The organism is Bifidobacterium merycicum DSM 6492, assembly GCF_900129045.1.
Classification (GTDB): domain Bacteria; phylum Actinomycetota; class Actinomycetes; order Actinomycetales; family Bifidobacteriaceae; genus Bifidobacterium; species Bifidobacterium merycicum.
Map to the genome: position 1 here is coordinate 325,633 of NZ_FQTX01000003.1, position 21,359 is coordinate 346,991.

General features: G+C 58.4%; 12 protein-coding genes. 2 read left to right on the forward strand and 10 right to left on the reverse strand.

Translation table 11 applies throughout. The annotated features are described in order from the left end of the window. Window positions 1–160: 160 nt before the first annotated feature. Window positions 161–2,776: an ATP-dependent Clp protease ATP-binding subunit gene (locus BUB29_RS06625; RefSeq protein WP_052109175.1), complete on the reverse strand. Its 2,616-nt coding sequence runs from the start codon at window positions 2,774–2,776 to the stop codon at window positions 161–163. A 214-nt stretch (window positions 2,777–2,990) separates the two neighbouring features. On the opposite strand from BUB29_RS06625, the gene BUB29_RS06630 reads away from it, so the two are divergent. Next, window positions 2,991–4,073, forward strand: a complete 1,083-nt coding sequence (locus tag BUB29_RS06630) for a universal stress protein (protein ID WP_234356153.1) — start codon at window positions 2,991–2,993, stop codon at window positions 4,071–4,073. A 202-nt stretch (window positions 4,074–4,275) separates the two neighbouring features. Here the strand turns inward: BUB29_RS06630 and BUB29_RS06635 are convergent, their stop codons facing one another. From BUB29_RS06635 to BUB29_RS06675, 9 genes are all read right to left on the reverse strand, one after another. Beyond that, the gene (locus BUB29_RS06635; RefSeq protein ID WP_052109174.1) at window positions 4,276–5,457 is read right to left on the reverse strand and encodes a class C sortase; all 1,182 of its coding nucleotides are present in this window, start codon (window positions 5,455–5,457) and stop codon (window positions 4,276–4,278) included. Then, window positions 5,457–6,518 carry a Cna B-type domain-containing protein gene (locus BUB29_RS06640; RefSeq protein ID WP_081888455.1) on the reverse strand — a complete coding sequence of 354 codons (1,062 nt, stop codon included), beginning with the start codon at window positions 6,516–6,518 and terminating at the stop codon, window positions 5,457–5,459. Before BUB29_RS06640 ends, BUB29_RS06635 begins: the two co-directional genes overlap by 1 nt. A 388-nt stretch (window positions 6,519–6,906) precedes the next feature. Continuing rightward, entirely contained in the window at window positions 6,907–8,538 is a 1,632-nt protein-coding gene (locus BUB29_RS06645) for a SpaH/EbpB family LPXTG-anchored major pilin (protein WP_033522544.1), read from the reverse strand. Window positions 8,539–8,653: 115 nt separating this feature from the next. Then, window positions 8,654–12,700, reverse strand: coding sequence for a SpaA isopeptide-forming pilin-related protein (locus tag BUB29_RS06650; RefSeq protein ID WP_033522542.1), 4,047 nt, complete (start codon window positions 12,698–12,700; stop codon window positions 8,654–8,656). Window positions 12,701–13,383: 683 nt separating this feature from the next. Next, complete coding sequence (locus tag BUB29_RS10355) at window positions 13,384–15,219, reverse strand: DUF3027 domain-containing protein (protein ID WP_073117608.1); 1,836 nt, start codon at window positions 15,217–15,219, stop codon at window positions 13,384–13,386. A 3-nt stretch (window positions 15,220–15,222) separates the two neighbouring features. Beyond that, window positions 15,223–15,612, reverse strand: a complete 390-nt coding sequence (locus BUB29_RS06660; protein ID WP_033522540.1) for a cold-shock protein — start codon at window positions 15,610–15,612, stop codon at window positions 15,223–15,225. A gap of 309 nt (window positions 15,613–15,921) precedes the next feature. After that, entirely contained in the window at window positions 15,922–18,201 is a 2,280-nt protein-coding gene (locus tag BUB29_RS06665) for a sensor histidine kinase (RefSeq protein ID WP_234945705.1), read from the reverse strand. Then, window positions 18,198–18,929 carry a response regulator transcription factor gene (locus BUB29_RS06670; RefSeq protein ID WP_033522537.1) on the reverse strand — a complete coding sequence of 244 codons (732 nt, stop codon included), beginning with the start codon at window positions 18,927–18,929 and terminating at the stop codon, window positions 18,198–18,200. Before BUB29_RS06670 ends, BUB29_RS06665 begins: the two co-directional genes overlap by 4 nt. A gap of 178 nt (window positions 18,930–19,107) precedes the next feature. After that, complete coding sequence (locus tag BUB29_RS06675; RefSeq protein WP_159430615.1) at window positions 19,108–20,460, reverse strand: EGFR-like transmembrane domain-containing protein; 1,353 nt, start codon at window positions 20,458–20,460, stop codon at window positions 19,108–19,110. A 325-nt stretch (window positions 20,461–20,785) separates the two neighbouring features. On the opposite strand from BUB29_RS06675, the gene BUB29_RS06680 reads away from it, so the two are divergent. Continuing rightward, a complete protein-coding gene (locus BUB29_RS06680; protein ID WP_033522535.1) occupies window positions 20,786–21,076 on the forward strand; it encodes a WXG100 family type VII secretion target in 291 nt (96 codons plus the stop codon). Window positions 21,077–21,359 lie beyond the last annotated feature (283 nt).

Sequence of the window (21,359 nt, forward strand, 5' to 3'; positions counted from 1 at the left end):
ACATGCTCAAAGGGCGTTCCGTCAACATGCTCGCAAGTACACCACACGCCACGCGCAACCACGCGCCACGTCACCAGCCTCCAACGAAAAAGGGCCGAACCTCAGTTCGGCCCTTCATCCGTTACATAACGCTCAGTCGCCCAAGCTCAGTCGCCCAAGCTCACTCGCTCAGGGAACCCGGCGCGTCCGGGGCAGCCGGAGTCTCCGGCGCGGTGGAATCAGCGGAACCAGCGCCAGCTGAACCAGACTCAGCGCCAGCGCCAGCCGAACCAGACTCAGCCCCAGCGGAGTCACCCTCACCAGCATCAAACGCCTCACCGGTGAAGATGAAGTCGCCCAGCACGCCTTCGCCCTCGGCATCGACCTTCACACGCTCGCCGTCGGTCAGCTCACCCATGAGGATCTTCTCGGAGATCGCATCCTCGATGTCGCGCTGAATCACGCGGCGCAGCGGGCGTGCGCCCAGCAGCGGGTCGAAGCCCTTCTGCGCGAGTAGGTCCTTGGCCTTGTCGGTCAGGTCCAGCTCCATGTGGCGGTCGAACAGGCGATCGTTGAGCTGCTTGACGTCGAGGTCGACGATCTGGCGCACTTCCGGCTCGGTCAGCTGCTTGAACACGATGATGTCGTCCAAACGGTTGAGGAACTCCGGGCGGAACTGCTGCTTGAGTTCCGAGGACACCTGTTCCTTCATGCGCTGGTAGCTCGACTCGCTGTTCGTGCCCAGGCTGAAACCGGTGTTTGCGGCCTTGGCGATGTCTCGTGCGCCGAGGTTGGTGGTCAGGATGATGATGGTGTTCTTGAAGTCCACCTTGCGCCCTTGACCGTCGGTCAGATGGCCGTCGTCGAGCACCTGCAGCAGCGTGTTGAAGATGTCGGGGTGGGCTTTTTCGATTTCGTCGAACAGCACCACGGAGAACGGCTTGCGACGCACCTTTTCGGTGAGTTCGCCGCCTTCCTCGTAGCCGACGTATCCCGGGGGCGCTCCAAACAGGCGCGATGCCGCGTACTTTTCGGAGAATTCCGACATGTCAACGCGGATCAGCGCGTCTTCGTCGTCGAACAGGAATTCGGCGAGCGTCTTGGCGAGCTCGGTCTTACCCACACCGGTCGGACCGGCGAAGATGAACGAGCCAGACGGGCGCTTCGGGTCTTTCAGGCCGACGCGCGTACGGCGGATGGAACGTGACAGCGCGGAAACCGCTTCGTCCTGGCCGATGATGCGCTTGTGCAGTTCGGCTTCCATGTTGAGCAGCTTCTTGGATTCGGCTTGCGTGAGCTTCACGACCGGAATGCCCGTGGTGGAGGAGACGACTTCGGCGATCACGTCCTCGTCCACGACCATCTTCACGTCGGAGCCGCCTTCATGCCAGGCGGTTTCCTTATCTTTGAGCTCGTTCTGCAGGCTTTCGAGATCGTCGCGCATGGCGGCGGCCTTTTCAAAGTCCTGATCCTTGACTGCCTGTTCCTTTTCGGCGCTGACCTTGGCGACCTTGGCTTCGAGCTCTTTGAGCTCGGGCGGCGTGGTGAGTCGCTTGATACGCAGGCGCGCACCGGCTTCATCGATCAGGTCGATGGCCTTGTCGGGCAGGCGACGGTCCTGAATGTACCGGGACGACAGTTCGGCGGCGGCTTGGATGGCACTGTCGGTGATGGTCACGCGATGGTGGTTTTCGTAGCGTTCGCGCAGTCCCTTGAGGATTTCGATGGTTTCGGCGATGGTCGGCTCGTGCACCTGAATCGGCTGGAATCGACGTTCCAGCGCGGCGTCCTTTTCGATGTACTTGCGGTATTCGTCGGTGGTGGTGGCGCCAATGGTCTGGAGTTCGCCTCGGGCGAGCATCGGCTTGAGCATGTCGGATGCGCCGAGCGCGCCGTCCGCGGAACCTGCGCCGACGATTGTGTGGATCTCGTCGATGAACAGCACGATGTCGCCACGGCTCTTGATTTCCTTGAGCACTTTCTTGAGACGCTCTTCGAAGTCGCCGCGGTAGCGTGATCCGGCCACCATGGAACCGAGGTCGAGCGAGTACACCTGCTTGTCTTTGAGGGTTTCCGGCACGTCGCCCGCGTTGATTTTCTCCGCGAGGCCTTCGACGACGGCGGTTTTGCCGACGCCGGGTTCGCCGATCAGCACCGGGTTGTTCTTGGTGCGGCGGCTCAGCACGACCATCACGCGTTCGATTTCCTGCGTGCGGCCAATCACCGGGTCGAGCTTGCCTGCGGCGGCTTCGGCGGTGAGGTTGCGGCCGAACTGTTCGAGGATCGCGGAGGAGGTCCTGCTGTTCTTGTCCGCCACGCCACCGGCGTTCGCCAACTCGCCTTTGTCGTCGCCACCGGCTGCGTTGCCGCGAATCATGTCGATGGTGGTCGAACGCAGTTCGCCCAGGTTCACGTCCATTTTGATGAGTACCTGGGTACCCACGCCTTCGCCTTCGCGGATCAGGCCGAGCAGGATGTGCTCGGTGCCGATGTAGCTGTGGCCGAGCTGCAGCGCTTCGCGCAGGCTGAGTTCCAGCACCTGCTTGGCGTGCGAAGTGAAGGGGATGTGCCCGTTAGATGAGGCGTTGCCCTTACCGATCATCTCTTCGACCTGCTTGCGGGTAGCGTCAAGCTCTACGCCCTTGGAGGCGAGCGCCTTGGCGGCCACGCCTTCGCCTTCGCGGATCAGGCCGAGCAACAGGTGTTCGGTGCCGATATAGTTGTGCTGCAGGGCGCGCGCCTCTTCCTGCGCCAGCACAATCACGCGCCGTGCACGGTCTGTAAACCGTTCGAACATGCTTGTCCTTCCTCAAGTTACACTGCGCCCCACTCTACCGATTCGCGGTGACGTTTGCGTTGATCTGCTTCACTTTTCGCTCAGATTCCGCTTAGAACGTAGCCGAATCGGTTTCAGGAGGGCGTGTGTGGGGCTTGCGCGTGCCGTTGTTGCGCGACGAAACCACGTGGAGACAGTATGCTTAGGGTAGATGTGCCGTTGAAGGAGGCAACCAATGGTGGAGAATACTACTGCAACTGTCGCAAACGAGGATGGGGTCGCTGCCACGGCAAGCGCTGCCACGGCAAAGGCTGCCACGGCAAGCGCTGCCACGGCAAGCGCTGCCACAGTAAACGCAACCGCGGATCTTGCGGATATCGTGGTCGGCGTCGACGGATCCGATGAATCGTTCGCCGCGCTGAAATGGGCTATGCGCGAAGCCTCGCTTACCGGCCAGAACATCAATGCCGTGTTCGGGTGGACGCACTCGTGGGATACGAATTCCGACGAGCCGGATAGTGAGGAATCCTGGGCGCATGTGCGCCATGAGATCGCGGATGAGCTGCGTTCCTGGGTTGAGCAGGCGAGCGATGGTATTGATTTCGATCCGGAACGGTTGAAGATGACGTCTGTGCGCGCGTCCGGCACGTCGGCTCTGCTGCAGATCGGTAAGGATTCGCAGCAGATTGTGGTTGGCCGCCGTTCGTTGGGCCGTGTGACGCGTTGGTTCATGGGCTCGTTGTCCGCGTCGCTGGCGGAGACGGCGCAGGTGCCGGTGACGGTGGTGCGTATTGCGGGCAGTGAGGATGAGACTGTTGCCGACGAGATTGCGAATTCGTTGACACCGTCGAATGTGACGGTGCATTACACGCAGGGTTCGTCGCCTGCCAAGCCGGCGCAGCGCCCGGTGGTGGTTGGTGTGGATGGTTCGGATACGTCGCTGCGCGCATTGGATTTCGCGGTGCGGCATGCGCGCATTCACGAGCTGCCATTGCATGTGATGTTCTGCTGGCAATTGCGTGATTTGGGTGCGGTTCCGGGCCATGAGACGACGGTTCCTTCCACCGAGGAGGGCCAGCAGTTCGCGGAGCAGGTGTTGGACGAGCTGATTGCGAAGGCTGATATTCCGAGCGATGTGGCTGTGGTGGCGAATGCGTTCCATATTCCGGCGTCGAAGGGTTTGATTGCGGCGTCGCGCTATGCGAGCCATGTGGTGGTTGGGTCGCGTGGCCTGACCGGCATGGATGCGCATTTCCTGGGGTCGGTAAGCCGTCAAATCATTAATTTCGCCGAGTGCCCGATCACCGTGGTGCACTGAGACGGGTACGTGGTGTCATCGTGGGGCGGGAACTCGCCCCACCCCGCATACACGCCGTTGCAAACTAGTTTGTTGTAGTTCGCGACGGCGGGCGGCATCGATCACAGAACCATGATTGCAATGGCGCCCGTTACGGCCAAATAGCAATAGCCGTGATTGGAATGACCATTTTCGTCATTCCATTCACGGCTATTGTCATGTGTTAGCGTTTGCTGCGATGTTTGGGCTTTCGCTTGCGGTAGGCGCGTCCGGAGTTGTGCGCGCCGGTCGATTCACGGGCGGTACGCACGCGCACGAGCACGGTTACGAGCGCCACCAGTATGGCGACAACCAGCAGCGCGACGATGATCGTGGTGAACACCATGGTGGTCGGATCATCGTATTGTGTGTTGTCCGGCGTGGTCGGGTTCGGGATGCGATGCCCGCGCACCAGCAGTCGATGCGAGTTCACGCCGTATGGCGTGCAGGTTATGAGTGTTGCGAAGTCCAGCGAGGTGCTGATGTTCAATGCGCTTAGATCGTCCGGCAACACCACTTTGATCTGATCGACCTGATACGTGTAGGTTTCGTCGAGCACGTGGAAGGCGAAGGTGTCACCCTTTTTCAGCTCGTCCAAGCCGGTGAACAGTCGCGCGGACGGCAGGCCGGTGTGCCCGGAGACCACCGCATGCGTGGTCGGTCCGCCGACCGGCAGCGAGGTGCCTAGAAGGTGGCCGGTGGCGACCTGCAGCACGCCTTCATCGGTGCCGTGGTAGATTGGCAGTTTCACTTTGATGCGGGGAATGGTCACGTAGCCCATGATGCCGGTGCCGGTGATGTCGAGCGTGTTCTTGTACTGCTCTTTCTGTGTGGCGTTCATATGCCAGCGGTCGCTGTTGGCGGCGAGTTTGAGGTTGTAGGCGTGCGCGGCGCCGAGGAGTTTCTTCTTCTCGGCTTTGGACATGTCTTTGGTTTTGGCCACGTACCCGGCGACGGCGTATGACTGGTGCATTCGGTTCCACCAGTCGGCCACGGACGGGTAGGCGATGAGGCCGAGGCCGCCGATCAGCACCACGACCAGGAACCCGATGATGAGGTTCAGGCCGAGATTGTCTTTTTTGCGTTTTTTGCGACGGTCGACGCGGGTCATCGTTGCCGATGACTGGGATGCGGAATCGGATTGCCCGGATTGGCTGGACGGGTCTGCCGTGTCAGTCTGATCTGCTTCGTTGGTCTTGTCTGCCGTATCGGTCACCGCGTCGGTGGGCGTATCCGCAGCCGTGTTTTCGATGGCTGTGTTTTCGGTGTCCGGGGCTTCAGCGGATGCAACGTTTTCGGTGTCGCTATCCGCTGTTTGACGTTCGTGCTGACGTTTGCCGGCACGTTTTCCGTGTGTTTCGAACATCACTCGCTATCATCCGAGGAAGACTGCTCCGAAACCTGTTCCAGGGGCTGTTCCGTGGAGTTCTGCTCCACGTCGTCTTCCGAAGTGTTCTTCTTGCGCACGATTACGGCGATTGCGATGCCGGCGGCGGCCAGCACGACTACGATCACGGCGATGATGGCGACGCTCGCACCGGTTTTCGCCGATTCGGGCTTGGCGGTGTTGGTTACCGTGTAATCGTTGTTTTCACGGTCGACGAGCGCGGTGTAGTTGCCCGGCACGTTCGCTTCGACCACGGTGTACTCGTGCTTGGCTTGCAAGCCCTTCCACGTGTATTTCCAGTCGTTGGCGTTGTTGAGCATGATGGAATCGTAGACCTTGCCGTCTTGCAGCAGGTTCATCGTCACGCTTTCGGGGCGCTTGGAGGAGTTCTTGTCCTTCCACACTTTGGTGACGCTGATGGTGGTGGTGGGCGGGACCGCGCAGTCCGCTTTCGGTTCGATGCTGAGGGTGCGCTGTTCGGCGGCATCCTTGTGCACGTTCGGCAGGGCGACGAGCATGGCGGCGGTCTGGCAGGTGAGCACGTTGCCCTGGTAGGGGGCGACGACGGCGAGGTAGAGGCCGTCCTTCAGTTGGTTGAAGGTGGCAACACCGGCGCTATCGGTTTTGAGCGTATTTTCCGCGGCGGGCTTGTTCACTGCGATGTACCCGGCCATGGTGTTGGCGAAGTCGCGCAGGGTTTGCTGGTCGGCGTTGAGAATATCCCAATCCACCGGGTATGCGGTGTGGTTGGCGAAGTCGCCGGTGGGCGTGTAGCCGCCTTTGGCGGACCAGTCGGCCAGGTAGTAGAGGCTGGTGGAGGCGAGGTTGAGTGCGGCATCCTGATACTGATAGGTTACGGTGATGCTGCCGTTCGCGTTGGCTGCGGCGCTGGTATCCGTTGTGGAGTCAGCCGCCATGGCTGCTGGTGCGCTCAAGCCGATGGTCGTGAACACGAGCGCGACCGCGCAGCACAGCGCCGTGATGATGCGGTGCGTTGCCGTTCTGTCTTTCATCTCAGCCCTCTCATTCTGGCTTGTCATGTGTGTCACCTTCGTCGGAAGTTCTTGTGTTCTCGTGGTTCCTTAATCGGGTTCCCCCTCGGGCCCCTATCAGGGTTCCTTAGGATGCGGACAGCCGTCAAACACGATGCGCGTGCATGATGCGCGCGGCTCGCGGTTGCCGATCATTCGTAACGTAAGGACAGCGTTTTTGGTTGTGTGATCGGATGACCGATCGTTGCTTGGGCAATGGTGGCCGGATCCGGCGATAGGTCGAATCCGGGCCAGTTGCGTATTGAGTTGTGTTGTTTCGCCCGGTCGGGCATGATGCCGCGAACTCTGGGAGACGCGGCATCATGCCCGACTGTGGCCGGCACCGGAACCCGGTGCCATCAAACCGGCGTGAGCCGATTCGATGTTGCCGTTACGCTCAGCGAGCGTTGCGACGACGGACCGCGAAGGCGATGCCGAAGGCAGCCACCAGGACGATGGCAGCGCCAGCAGCGTACAGGATCGTGGTGCCCATGCCACCGGTGGACGGCAGCGAGGAGCCCTTAGTGTTCTTGATGACGATGGCTGCAGTACCAGTCTGCACGTCACCTGTACCGGCGGTGCCGTCCACAGTGACATCAATCTTGCGCAAAGCATCCGTTGCAGCCGTTGCCTTCGTTCCATCCCAATTCTGTCCATTGGCAGTGTCCGCGGAAATCTTGACTTCGAAGTCGCGTGCCGGCAGGTTGTAGCCTGCAGGAGCCTTGGTTTCCTTCAGATAGTAGGTGTCATTGTCCAGACCGGTGACGGAGAACAGACCGTTATCGTCAGAGGTCAGCGTGGAGCCATCTGCCTCAGCATCAACCCAAGAAGTGACCTTATTATCCTCATCGACCACTGCGTACTGGTTATTTGCATTCTTCAGCTTGAATTCAGCACCCGGAAGCTTGGTCGTATCCTTATCGGAATCGACCTTGGTGGTATCGAGCTTGTAGGTGAAGACGATGACCTTGTCTTCCGGGGTCTCGCCGGTGGGTTGATTCTCGCCCTGGCCGGACTGATCAGGCTTGTTGGAGTAGGTGAGCTTTGCGGTGTTCACGTTGCCCGGCAGACCAATCTGGGCAGAGGAATTCAGCTTAGCGGTATAGGACACAATCACATACTTGCCTGTAGCAACACCTGCAATTGCCTTCAAATTGTTGGTCGAAACAGTGAAGGTCTTAGCCAGCGGATTGGTGATGGTAAAGGAGCTGGTGATATCAGCATCTTCTTCAGTATCAAGCGCCTTGTTGTCAGACAGGTAGACCTTGACAGAAGTCGGCGCATCAAATCCATCGTCCAAGGTATCGGAGAACATGTACTTGTAGGTCTCATACTGAGACATATCCGGCACGGAGCCGATCAGGTGGAACGGAACGTCGTCGCCAATGTTGTAGTCGGCAACATCGTTGAAACCGTTGCCATACTCGCCAGTCACGCTCTTCTTGTTTTCCTGGACCTTCTTTTCGAGGGTCGGGACCGAGGTCTTGTCCTGAATCGTGATATTGCTGGTGATGGCGAGCACTGCCGGGTTGTAGACAGTCTGGTTACCACCAGTGGTGGAATCGACAATCAGGTAGTAGCCGGTGGCAAGAGTATTAGCACCATTCCTCAGAGCGGTACCGTCACCCGTCTTGTTCGCCAAAGCGATCTTGGCGACAATGTTGGTGTTCGCGCCATTGGACGCGAAGTTGTCCGCGTTGCCGAGTGCCTTCACGAACTCGTCAGAAGTGTTCACATTGGTGAAATAACTGCGAATGGTATTATCGGCCTTCAACGCCGTAAGGAAATTAGTGGAATTGATGCCAGTGCCCCAGCTGGTGGAGCCAAGGGCCCCACCAGACTCAGCCTGGCTACCAGTGAGGATCTGATATGCAGTGTATGTGTGGTTCTGCAGGTTCGCGGTAGTCGGAACGGTAACCGTCACGGTGTTGTCGGCTGCCATTGCGGAACTAGCCACGCCGGCGAAACCGGCGACAGCCATGGCTGCGGATGCAGTCACGGCAACAAGGCCTTTGAGTACCTTATTCATTCTTTTTCCTTTACTTTGTTGGTTATATCTTCCCTGATATTAAGTTTTCAGCCCTTGAGGAGAGGGCGTTCATAGAACAGCTACGGGCCGCCCTCCCCTCTCACAGAGTCGATAATCATGATTGCCGCCTCCTGAGGCTCAAGGCCAGACCGGCCACGGCAATCGCCACTGCGAGGAATCCCGCAGTGTACATCTTGTTCAGCCCTTCGCCGCCCGTGCTAGGCAGGACGACACCAGGGGTGTTGGTAATGGATCCACCGTCAACGGTGAACGCCGTATTCGCGTTGTATGCGCCGGTGGTATCCGTCTTGAAACCGCTGGACGTGTACCATTCACCGGTCACGTCAGAGCCTTCGGCGGGACCAATGCGGAACATGTGCGGGGTGCTGTCGAGGTTGAATCCGTCAGGAGCCTTGGTTTCGACGAGCTGATACTCGCCCCATGCCAAGCCATGAAGCTCGAACCCGCCCTTCTCACCATTCAGGTCAACGTACTGGCCGGACTGGGTGGAGCAGTCAGAGACACCACTTTCGCCATTCACGCAATCCTTGACAGTTCCGAGATCGCCAGACGCATCCACGTATGTGGCAACGCCATTATTCCAAGAGAACGTCTTGATACGGGTCAGCTTCCATTCGGCGCCACTCAGGAACTCGGTGTTGTACTTAGAACTCACCTTGTTCCACTTGACCGTACCGGTCTTGCGGGTGTTCGGCAGCTTGTAACCATCTGGCGCGGAGTTCCACGTTGCAGCACCATTCGTGATGGTGATGGTGTATACCGTATCGGACACTTCGTAACCGTTCGGCGCGGTCTCCTCTTGCAGGCAGTACGTACCGTCTGCAAGATCGGAGACCTTGAACTTGCCGGCCTTGGTATCTTCATCCTTCTTGCTGGAAACAGTGCTGTTTTCCAGCACGTTCACCACATTGCTTTGGGTCCGCAACACGGAGGCGACCGCGCGATGCTCGCCACTGCGGGCGGCAACACGACGGCTGCTGTATGCGGCGGTGGAGGTGACGGCGCAGCCGGAGGGGGCGGTGATCGAGTACGACGGTCCAGCGGAAATCACCACAACTTCAGGAAGGGTGTTGTCGTTAGTGAACTTAAAGTTCTGGTCATTAGCTTTGGGTACACTCGCACTGCCCGGACCATACCAACCGTTTCCATTGATGTGTTGGAATCCGAACTGGCTGGTCGAGTCAATCGCATTGCCACCCGTCAACGGAATGTTCGCATATGCATAACTATTGCAAGAGCCATCCATTTGCGTCATTCTGATGTCCGTCCAATCAGTGTCGTTCGTGGTCTGGTAATGCACCTTGACATTATTCGCGGGCCAGTCGTTCTGTGCTTGGAAGTAGAGCGTGAGGTACTGCTTGGCGGTCACGTTCACCTTCAGAGTGAATGTCTTTCCCTGAGCTTCCTTGGCCGTGATGATGACGGGGCTTGAGGTAACGCTGTTCGCGGTCAACGTCACGCTTGTGCCGGTGGTGGTGCTCAACGAGACGTTATCCGTATTGTTGGAAGTGGACCATGTAACAGTGTTGCCTTCAGGATCCACGGAAGCAATCAGATTAAGGGTCTTGCCCTTCTCAAGATTGATTTCCTGACCATCGGTATAGCCGTTAATCGACACGGAAGTCTCTACGGCCACGCCGGAAACATTGACAGTGAACGATGCAGTGACATTACCATCAGCCGACTTCACGGTAATAATGGTATTGCCATCGCCGGTCGGAGTGACCAAACCGTTTTCGCTCACTGCAGCCACGGCGCTGTTGGCAGACGACCACGTCAGCTTCGCATTGTCAATGGGCGTACCGTTCTGGTCATAGGCCACCGCGTGGAATTGCTGCGCAGTGCTGTTCGTAAACGACGCGGAAACCACTTCGCTATTATTCGCATCAAAGATCTTGACGGACTTAACCTCTGTGCCGGACTGGTCATCAGTAATGTTCCAAGACTGCTCAGCAGTATTGCCGTTCATCTTGGAGAGCGTCCACGTTGAACCGGCCAGCAACGTGTTGTTGTCGGTGCCGTCGACCTTCTGCCATTCGATTGCCGAACCGGTCTTCTTATTGATGATCTTGCCGTCAGTCGTCAACAGTTTGTCTGCATCCGTGCTGATTACCTTACCGGCACTGTCGAAAACGCTGGAGATGTTTGTCGCAGCATCGGTAGTGCTACCAGTGTTGATCTGGTAAATGTTGGTGTTCTGCGCATAACCTTCAGCCGTACCCGATTCCTTCAGGAAATAGGTGCCGTTCTTGGCGAGGTTGCCCAGCTGGATCGAACCTTCCGCATCGGCATCATCGTTCCAACCGCCATCGGCGATGGTGGCGAGAGCGTTTGTGCCGTGTACCGCATCTTCCTTCTTGCCGTACACAGTCCAGCTGGTTCCGCCGAGAGCATTGTGCCCAGCGGTGTCATCCACCTTGTTCCACGCGATCGCGGCGCAGGAGGTGGAGTACGAGCCGTTCCACGGCAGATTATGACGCTCCTGGTCCATATCCAGAATGGATGTGGTCTTCTCGCCGGACTCGTTGATGAATTCGCTGCCAACAGCATGATCCGAACTTTGGCCCTTGACCTTCTTCACAGTCTCGTTGTTCAGCATTTCGAAATCGCCGCCGACCCACACACGACCATTAGTAGAGACATGGCTCTGGAGGCTACCGTTAGGAACAAGAATGCTGCCCATCCAAGCCGCAGAAGGGTCATCCGTGGCCCGCATGTCATGCGCACTGCCCCATGCGCCGTGATTGGTGCTGGGGTTCGTGTTGTGGTCAGTGACCTGAATCCAACCCGTAGCCTGGCCACCGCGAATCACCACATTCGACGCATCGGCGAAATTCCACATGATTTGCTGCGCGCGCTTCGCGTAATTCGTGTTCTTCGCCGCTTGCGTAGCATCCTCAGATGCAGCCGTGACGAAATCGTTGGCGATATTATCGTTATTCCACCAGAATCGCCAACCATTGTGGAAGTCGATGGTCTGCCCGTTCGCGCCAGTCACGTTAACCACAACGGAAGCGTTATCCGGCACGTTGACGAACTTGAAATCGATGCCCGTGTAATCGGTTCCGTTTAAATTTAAGGAAGAGGCGGGTAGGTTGAACACCTGCATGCTTTTGCTGGTATCAATGCTGGTAAAGGTAATCAGCTTTTCGTGTTCCAGCTGGCCCCTGTAGAACGTAAAGGAGTTACCTTTGTTCCCGTTCTTGCGGTAGTCGTACTTGTAAATCGTGTAGTCGGGTGCCGCAGCTTCTGCAGTGCCCGTCGCAACGGTACCGGTTACCGGCAATTTCGTCACGTTGCTCAAATCTGTGGAGAGCTTCGAAATCTTGCCCTTGTACCCGGAGTAATCCGTTCCGTTCACATTGGACAGATTGTCGGGCTGGTTCTTCCATTCCACCAAGCTGGGATCGGTGCCAAGAGTAGGGGTAATATCACCTTCAGTGTCGTTGATGCCGTTCAGTCCGCGTACGGAATCAATAGAATCATTACTGCCCCAAACGCCGGTTCTGCTGCCAGCCAAAGAAGCCTTGTACCCGTGGCTGTTTATATCATTAGCATCCGTCTTGCCCAGCCAGCCCGGCGCACCCCATGCGCCAACCTTGGAGCCCATCACGGACGTGTTAGTATTGCCGCCGACCACCAAAGCTGTCTTGCCATCGGCGGGACGGAACTGTGAACCGAAACCAACCACACCCCAGCGGAAGCCACGTGAAGTGTAATGCTTTCCACCGGTTGTGCCAGTGTTCCACACCTTCCATGCGTCCTTCAGCGGATGCATCGCAAGGCTGCCGTTGACCACGGTCAGACCTTCAGCTTCGACAGCGTACGTGCCAGTTGGACCGGTTTCACTATTCAAATTGGAGTTTTCTTTGCCGCCCACGTACATATCTCCGCCAACGTACGTAGCTACACCGGTATCGGAACCTTCCACGCTCATATCATCGCCCAGGCCAACAGAAGCCGGAGTGCAGGTTTTTCCGTCAGCGGGCTCCTCGGCCTTGGCATTGTAAGCGGGGATGGGGGAGGTTACGGCTATGGTGGCCATCATGCCGACGGCGACAAGGGCTGCAGTGAGCGCACGGGCCGGTTTGACCCCCTGTCTCAGCGCTACGTGCTTCAGCCGTTCCACCTGATGCCTCATCGTTTCATGCTCCTCAAATAGCTCTATGTACTGAATGCCATCGTTCCCATTCTTACCTCTTCGCCGGCGAACTTTCCGCGTCATCGGGGAACGCTGAATTCAGTTATTCACAACCTAAATACGAGGTTATAGCATTCGTTTGCAATCCGCAAATCGAGATCCGTAAAAGTTTCGCGGTCTGATTTTCTATGAATTTGATGGACATCGACACTGCCAATCACCTAGTATCCCAACCCTTGTTTTGGCGAAATAAAGCCGTTTTCCGAACGCAACCACACACTCGGTCTGTATTTTTCAACAATTGTTGACATGCTCACTTATTAGACTCTGTAAAATTCGCTGCCCAATTTCTTCCATTGATTTTGACAATATGAAGACATATGACTATTTTTTTAACATTCGCTGACTTTGCCTTCGACATCGTTGTCAGGCATATTGTCATTGCCCTCTTCAACACCCCCGTACGCGAATTTGCCTCCCACTGTCATGCAGCCGTCGCTCCTACATACCCCTCCAGCACACACCAGGCATCCAGCCGCATATGCAAAAACCGCGCTGGAATCATCGATAAACGTTGATCCCAGCGCGGTCCATATGCACACCTGACGCCGCTATGGCTGTCTATGTATATGACTCCTGCATGGCAATTGCCCTATGCGAGCCAATTACCATATGCGGGACCGTCACTCCTCGGCACTCTCGCCCGGTTCGGATTCGGGGTCGGCCTCCGGCTCTGCAGTCTCCTCGACAACCACCTCAGCTTCTGTCTCCGTGGATTCCACGATAAGCTCCAGCTGCTCGGCAACCGGCGCCGGCTTCGGCTCCGCCTCCACTTCGGCTTCCGCCCCAGACTCCGTCTCCGACTCTGTCTCAGATTCCGACCCAGATTCAGGCTTGGCGGATTCTGCAGCCGTGTCAACAGCCTCATCATCGGCCTCGCCAGAGGTGCTGCCAACAGATGTTGCAACGCTCACGTCAACAGAACCATCATCATCGCTGTCAACAGGCTCATCAGTTGACTCGTCAACAGGCTTGTCAACAGCCCCACCGTCTTCAGACTGCTCGTCGACCTTATGTTCAGCCGATTCGTCACCATCAGCACTGTCAACAGGCTTGTCAACAGATGTGTCAGCGGATTCGTCAACAGGTTCACCGTCAGTGTCGCCAACACCGTCAACAGACTCCTCGTCGGTATTGTCAACAGGCTCATCAGACTCGTCGTCAACACCATCAACGGATTCGTCGTCAACAGCCTCATCGCCAGACTCATCATCAGAGGCGACGGCAATGGCGACAACCGCTTCAAGCTCGGCGGAGGCGTCCACGCCGGATGGCTGGGTCTCGTTCGCCTCATCGTCACCGTCATCCGGCTCGGTGTTAGCGAGGATATCCTCCTCGGTGGCCTCATCATCCTGATCGTCGTCAAGCTGTTCGATGGCTTCGACCACGCCACGCTCGTCACGTGGCTTCTGAGCGATCACGTCGATATGGAAATCGTCGTATGCGGGCTTCGACTGCACCCACAGGTGGCTCGGCTCCGGCGGTTCAATCTCGGAATGCTCGCCGCATCCGTGATCAACCGACACCACGCGGCCATCATCCGGGCTCCACTTGTTCGCGCACACGCCGAACATGCGGTTCAATTCGCCTTTCAACGGCACGAAGAACCCGCAGGTGGAGCACAGGTTGCCGTCCGCGGTTTTGGTGGACAGCGCCTTCGGGCCACGCGGGCCCTCATACCAACGCTTCGCCACCTGGGCACGGCCCTTCGGGGATAGCACGTGGCGGCGGGACAGCGCGAATTCCTCAACGATGTCGTCGGTTTCGGCTTCCTTATCGGCCTCGATGGCTTCGGCAGCCGCAACAGCCTCAGCGGCCTTGTCAACATTTGTTGCAACATTTGTTGACTTGTCGCCATCTGCCACGTTGTCAACGTTTGTTGATTCACCGGCATTCGCCTGCATGTCAACATTCGTTGCGTTGTCAGCATCTGTTGACACGTCGGCATCCGAAGAACCATCGGCATTCCCTGATTCCGCACCGGTTGCCGCTTCGCCAACATTCGTTGACTTATCAACACTTGTTGACGCATCGGCAGCATCAGCCGCCTGCACGGGCTTGGTCTTGCGGAACCCGTCTTCAAGTCTGGGATCATCCGGATCGGTACCAATGGAATCAGTCGGCGCCAAATCAGTAGGCTCCAACCTATCCTTCCACGGCACCCAAGCGGGCGGCACCAAAGCATCATCCGTGGGCACCAGCGACGACTCATTCACCGTCCACGTGCCCACCTCAGCATCGTGATACAACGTGACCGACCATTGCCATCCCTCGTATCCGCGCACATCCGCAGCCAAGCGGAAATCCGTCACATTGTCGCCAAGCTCGATGGCATTGACAACATCGCCCACCTGCTCGGGTTCATCGGCCACATCCATGGCCACCGCACGGGCAATATCGCGCGGATCCGGCTGCTCGGACGGCATCTGCGGGTCAAGAACTTCATCGGTTCCGGTCATAAATCAGTCCTGTACGTCGAAATTGTCGGCAACCGCACGCAACAGTGTCGCCAGCTTCCGGCTCTCGGAAGGAGAGGGGTAATGGTGGCGACGCAGCGTGTTGCCTGCGGAATCCAACATCTTAATGAGATCCTCGCAGATGGCGGCCATGTCATCGGGCTTCGGGCGAGTGGCCTTGACCAGCGACGGACCGGCTGCGATAAGTTTCACATCCATGGCCTGCGGCCCCCTACGGCCAGCAACCACGGCATACTCCACCTTAGCGTTCTTACGCAACGTGGTGGTTCCAGCGGGCAAAGCGGCCGCGGGGAGGAACACGTCCTCGCCTTTCTCACTGGCGATGAAGCCGTATCCCTTAGCGGCGTCAAACCAACGAACTCGACCGGTGGGCATTGCGCACTCTCGCTTTCCTAATCCTAAAAAACATTAACCGATTTATTTTAGCGCAAGCTCCGTATGCCCGCCAGAGGTGCAGGTGCACGGTTGGTGAGGGAGTCTGGTTGGCGAAGGAGTCTAGTGGAGGAGACAGACACGAGACGGACATGAGACGGACATGAGACGGGAGTTGAGCGCGAAACAGAAGCTGAATGCGAAACATATGAAGATTCCCCTCCCCCCTCCACCGAAATCAGACAAAACCGCCCCATTCCCGTCCGATTCCGGTACGAGACACGCGAAACCTCCCCATCCCCTCCTCCGAAATCAGACAAAATTGGCCTGTTTTTGTCCGATTCCAGTATGGGACAGCCCGTCCGTACCGGCACCGACACTAGCCGCGCCAGCCGTACCAGCACCAGCCGTACCAGCACCAGCACCAGCTGCGCCGGTTGCCACCGGATTCACAAGATGCGTCAACGGCAGCACAATGGTGAAAGTCAAACCACCGCCAGGCGTATCCGTAGCGCAAATAAAGCCCTGATGCGCCCGCACCACGGACTGCGCGATGGCAAGCCCCAAACCGGTTCCGCCCTTGGCCCTCGCACGCGAAGGATCGGCGGTGAAGAACCGTTCGAACAGCTGCGAACGCGTCTCCGTAGGCACGCCCGGCCCGTGATCTTCGAAGCACAACACCGCATACGCGGTTCCGGTGGACATGCTCTGCCCCACTTCCGCCGCGTCCAGGAACTGCCGTAGCGAAGCATCATTCGAAGGCAGCGTGGCCAGGTCGCGCTGGTTGATCGAGGCGAGCATGGTGCCCATCGACACGCGCACCGGTGAATCAGACGGCGTATAACGATGCACGTTGCCCACGATATTCGTCACCACCTGGCGCAACCTCGACGCGTCACCAATCAGCGTGATCGGCTGCATTTGACCTTCCACAACCTCCAACGCACACGGGTGCTCCCCGTCCGCGGGCTTGAGCGTAACGGTGCCGCGCGTCACTTCACGTTCCGGGTCGAGCGCGTGCAGATCATCGGTCGCGTCGGTTACGAGCGAGGTGAGTGACACCTCCTGCGTCATATCGATGCCGCGCCCCTCGTCCAGTCGGGCGAGCGAGAGCAGGTCTTCCACCAGCACGGTCATGCGTTGGCTGGAACGTTCGATGTGCGCGATCGATTCGTCCGCGCGTTCCAATGCGCCTGGCATGTCACGCTGCATGGTGTACAGCTCCGCATAACCGTGGATTGCGGCGAGCGGCGTGCGCAGTTCGTGGCTTGCATCGGAGACGAAGCGTTTCATCTTCTCGGTGGTCTGCTCCTGCTCGTGGAAGCTGCGTTCGATGCGGGCAAGCATGATGTTCAGCGACGAGGAGAGCGAACCGACTTCAGTATTTTCGGGCGCAGGCGGCACACGCTGGCTCAAATCACCTGCCGCGATCTGGGCGGCGGTTTTCTCGATGCGTTTCAGCGGTTGCAATGTACGGCGGATGATGAGCGCAGACAGTGATCCGCCGAGCAGCACGATGGCGATGCCCACGGTGATGCAGTATTGGGTCAGGGTGTTGATGATGTCGATTTGGTCGGACAGTGACAAACCGATGAACACCACGCCTTTGACGGTTTCGTTGCCTTTATTATCCGCCTCGACCCATTTGAACGCGGCCACGCGCCATGGTGCCCGTGCGGCTTGCAATACGCCGCTGCCTACCGCAACATGCTTCCCGTTCGTTGTGGCATCCGTGCCGTCGGCTCCGCTTTCCAGGTCATTGTTCGGGTCGGTTCCTGTGCCGCCGTCCACGGAATTGTTCGCGACCGCGCGCAGCACGGCGTTCGTGGTGAACGGCTTGCCGTACATGTCGTCGGTCAGCTGGTCGTCGGTCGGCAGTTTCGGCATGGAAACGATTGACGCGCCGGTCAGCCCGGCGACGGACGGCACCAGAGGAGTGCTCACTTTGCCTGTGAATTCACCGTTTTCGACGTATCGCACCTGCAGGAAGTAGTTGTTGCCCATGCCGCTGTTCTGACTGTTCGACCCGCGCAGCATGGTAGTGTTGCTCAGGATCAGCGAGCGCTGCGAGATGAGCTGGTTGTCGGTTTTCTGCAGCAGATAGCTGCTGACGAGTTGGCGGATCGCGGTGGAGATGCCTACCGTGCCGACGATGAGCACGATGAGCGTGCAGGCGACGAGTTTGGTGCTCAGTGAGAACCGGTCGAAACGGTTGAGGAAGAGTTTGGCGAAGGTCTGGTGCTTGGCTTTGAATGCGCCGGTTTTCGCCGCGGTGCGTGCGGCGGCTTCGGCTTTCGCTTTGGCTTTGTTCGCGGCTTTCGCGGCTTTCGCGGTGGCCTTGTTCGCGGCTTTCGCGGCTTTCGCGGTGGCCTTGGCTGCGGCTTTCGCGGCGTTAGCGGCTGGCTTGCCGGACTGGGCACCCTGCGCAGAGGCCTCAGATGCCGCATTGGCGGCGGCACCGGTCTGGGCGCCACCGCCAATGGGAGCATCCGAAGTCGTCTCGCTTGGCGTACGCGGACCGTTCGGACCGGTCTGATCGTTCGGGCTTTCCTGCACGCCTGGCGTATGCGGTTCCTGCTGGGGCGCGGTCATGAGCGTGGCTCTCGAATCATGTAGCCGATGCCGCGCTTCGTTTCGATCAGCGGGGTGACCTTATGCTTCTCGCCGTTCTCGTCAGTCACCTCGATTCCGTCAACCTTCTTGCGCAGGTATGAAATGTAGCTTTCCACGATTGCCGCGTCGCCGCCCCAGTCGTACTGCCACACGTGATCGAGGATCTGCGCCTTGCTCAGCACACGGCCGGAATTATCCATCAGATAGCGCAGCAGCTTGTATTCCGTAGGGCTCAGGTCGATGGACTGGCCGGCACGGGTGACGTCATGCGAATCCTCATTGATTTCAAGATCGCCCACGCGGATGATCGGATCCTCTTCGGTCTGTTCGCGCGTGCGGCGCAGAATGGCACGGATGCGGGCCACGACCTCTTCGAGGCTGAACGGCTTGGTGACGTAATCGTCGCCGCCGACCGTCAAGCCCATCACCTTGTCTTGCGTATCGTCGCGGGCGGTGAGGAAGAGGACCGGGGCGTTGATGCCTTCTTGGCGGATACGACGGGTCACGGTGAATCCGTCGATGTCAGGGAGCATGACGTCGAGCACGATGAGATCGGGCTGGACCTTTTCGATAACTTCGATGGCTTCCGAACCAGAGGCTGCGGTAGAGACTTCGAAGTTCGCGAAATGCAAGGATGCCACCAGCAGTTCGCGGATGGACGGCTCGTCGTCGACAACAACAATCGATGCTTCAGTAGGCTTACTCATAGCCTCCAGCATGACCCGCAACCCTGTAGGTTTCCTGAATGTCCTCTGAATTTTCATGCATCCTTCGGAAAAACCAAGGGCTGTCTCATACCGGAATCAGACAGAAATGGGCCGATTCTGTCCGATTTTGCGTTTCGCTGCGATGCAAGGCGCGGGTCAATGCGGCGGCAACGGCGAATCAGTCGTCCCGGAAGCCGCCGTTGCCGCCATCGTTGTCGTTGTTGCCTTCGATGCGACGGGTGCCGGGGATGAACGGTTTCGCGAACATCGCCTCGATGTCATCGGAAACGGACTGGTCGACGGAACCGTCACCCGGCATGAACGAATCGCCCGCATGGAACCGCGGCTCGGATTCGTCAAGCTCTGCGGACTGCACGGACCGCACGTCCACGGACTCACCGCCTTCATCCTCATCGCCCCGGCGCTTGCGCTTCCTGCGGTTCTTCGCAGCGGTTTGGGCAGCGAGCTCCGTGGCGGTTTCAACGGCATCTCCCGCGGATTCCGCAGCTCCGGTAACCGCCTCAACAACGCCCACGACAGCGCCAGCAACGGCGTCGTTTCGCGCTTCGTCGGTCAAACCGTCTATCAAACCGCCGGTCAAACCGCCGGTCAAACCGCCGGTTTCGGCACTCGTTCCGGTCAAGGTTTCAGCCGTATTCTCAGCCGCCTGATCAGCGGCCTTCTTGTCTCTTCGACCCTTGTGCCCATGACGATTGCCGTGCGCGGAACCGCCCTTGCGTTTCTCGCCGCGCTTGCGTTCCTTCCCTGAGGACCCGCCGGCAGGCTCCCCGGCGTGACGCCTACGGTTCGCGCGGGTGCGCTTGCCCGCCGCAGCCCTCTTCGCATCCAACTCGGCTTCCTTGTGCCTCTTGCGGTTGCGCAGCACGATCAGGACCGCGCCCACGATCAGCAGTGCCACGGCGCAAATCAGGCCGATGATGCCAACGACCGTCAGCGAGGAGGATGTCGAGGTCTTCTTCAGCAGCATGATTTCGTCCATCATGGCGATGGCCGCGCCGGACCAATCCTGAGCACCACTCTTCGCCAGCTTGTCGGTGGCGGCTTCGCTCAGCGCCTCCACGGTTTTCTTGTTGCGCAGCCACTCGTCGGAATTCGAGGATGCGACCACCACCAGTTTGCCGTCGCCGGATGCTACGGCCAGCAGCACGGTATTCGGTTTCGGACTCAACGATTCGAGCACGCCGGTCGCCCACTCCACGGGCTTCACCTCGGTGCCGAAACTCTCCACATAGAGCAGGCGGACCGTGGCACCGGTCTGCTCCTTTGTTTCCTTGATTTTGTCGGAAACCGAGGAAGTGTTCGAACCGAGCAGGTTCTGCGGGTCGGTGATGTTCTCCGTAAGGGTTCCCTCACCCTCGGCGAGTGCATACGGGGTTATCCACAACGCGCACATCATCGCCAAAACCAAGCAAACAAGCCATTTCACCGCTTGCGACACACCAGTACGGGGGGTACGGGGGGTTCCGACCACAGCACCCGTTTTTTCGCCGTTCAACGCTTCGAATGTCATACACTCCACCATACCGACCTGTTTGGGCACCGACAAACAGCGAATTATGGAGTAACCGTGGTTGTTTGGGGTGACTCAGTGAGTTTGCTTGGCGAGTTGCTTGGCGAGTTCGCCTGGCGAGTTGCTTGGCGAGTTCGCCTGGTGAGTTGCTTGGCGAGTTCGCCTGGTGAGTTGCTTGGCGAGTTCGCCTGGTGAGTTGCTTAGCGGCTCTCGGCCTGAAGCAGTGCGTCCAAGCAGGTTCGGCACAACGAATAACCGATCAATCAGAACAGGAACGCCTGCAAGCAGGCACACGGACAAACACACGAGCAGTAAGGAGACAACGATGCCTCAGTATCAAGTGGATTCCGAACAGATTCAGTCATCAAGCGCGGCGGTACAGAGTTCGGTGAGTCAGATTCGCCAAGCGGTTGCGGGGATGTACGCCAATCTCAACACGCTGCAAGGCGTGTGGCGGGGATCGGCGGCAGCGCAGTTCGGAGCTGTGGCGGCGCAGTGGCGAAGCGCACAGCAACAGATGGAGAACTCGCTTGAAGCAATCCAGCGGGCGCTGACCCAGGCTTCGACGGTGTATGCCGAAGCGGAGACCGCCGCGTCGCGCCTGTTCGCGCAGTGATTGCCGGGCGGCTTCGGTAATCCCGGTCACAATCCCAATCCCGGCTGGTTCCAGTTGGTTCCGGTTGGTTCCGGCCAGCCCAATCGATTCCGGATAATCCCCAGCTAATCCCAATATCACCAGTAATCCAGCAACCCTCAGCGTAGCCATATACGGACCCCGTCCCCATCTGGCTACGCTTACTCATACCCAGCGCATCCAACCGGAGAAACCATCCCCAACTGCCTACACTCACCACCCCCAGCGCAGACAGATGGAAACGACTCCCCCAAATCCCTACACT

What these genes read in the sequence shown, in the direction of transcription:
- BUB29_RS06665 (WP_234945705.1), bottom strand. Translation starts at nt 18,201, where the DNA reads ATGACCGCGCCCCAGCAGGAACCGCATACGCCAGGCGTGCAGGAAAGC.
- BUB29_RS06660 (WP_033522540.1), bottom strand. Translation starts at nt 15,612, where the DNA reads ATGCCCACCGGTCGAGTTCGTTGGTTTGACGCCGCTAAGGGATACGGC.
- BUB29_RS06675 (WP_159430615.1), bottom strand. Translation starts at nt 20,460, where the DNA reads ATGACATTCGAAGCGTTGAACGGCGAAAAAACGGGTGCTGTGGTCGGA.
- BUB29_RS10355 (WP_073117608.1), bottom strand. Translation starts at nt 15,219, where the DNA reads ATGACCGGAACCGATGAAGTTCTTGACCCGCAGATGCCGTCCGAGCAG.
- BUB29_RS06625 (WP_052109175.1), bottom strand. Translation starts at nt 2,776, where the DNA reads ATGTTCGAACGGTTTACAGACCGTGCACGGCGCGTGATTGTGCTGGCG.
- BUB29_RS06640 (WP_081888455.1), bottom strand. Translation starts at nt 6,518, where the DNA reads ATGACAAGCCAGAATGAGAGGGCTGAGATGAAAGACAGAACGGCAACG.
- BUB29_RS06630 (WP_234356153.1), top strand. Translation starts at nt 2,991, where the DNA reads ATGGTGGAGAATACTACTGCAACTGTCGCAAACGAGGATGGGGTCGCT.
- BUB29_RS06650 (WP_033522542.1), bottom strand. Translation starts at nt 12,700, where the DNA reads ATGAGGCATCAGGTGGAACGGCTGAAGCACGTAGCGCTGAGACAGGGG.
- BUB29_RS06635 (WP_052109174.1), bottom strand. Translation starts at nt 5,457, where the DNA reads ATGTTCGAAACACACGGAAAACGTGCCGGCAAACGTCAGCACGAACGT.
- BUB29_RS06645 (WP_033522544.1), bottom strand. Translation starts at nt 8,538, where the DNA reads ATGAATAAGGTACTCAAAGGCCTTGTTGCCGTGACTGCATCCGCAGCC.
- BUB29_RS06680 (WP_033522535.1), top strand. Translation starts at nt 20,786, where the DNA reads ATGCCTCAGTATCAAGTGGATTCCGAACAGATTCAGTCATCAAGCGCG.
- BUB29_RS06670 (WP_033522537.1), bottom strand. Translation starts at nt 18,929, where the DNA reads ATGAGTAAGCCTACTGAAGCATCGATTGTTGTTGTCGACGACGAGCCG.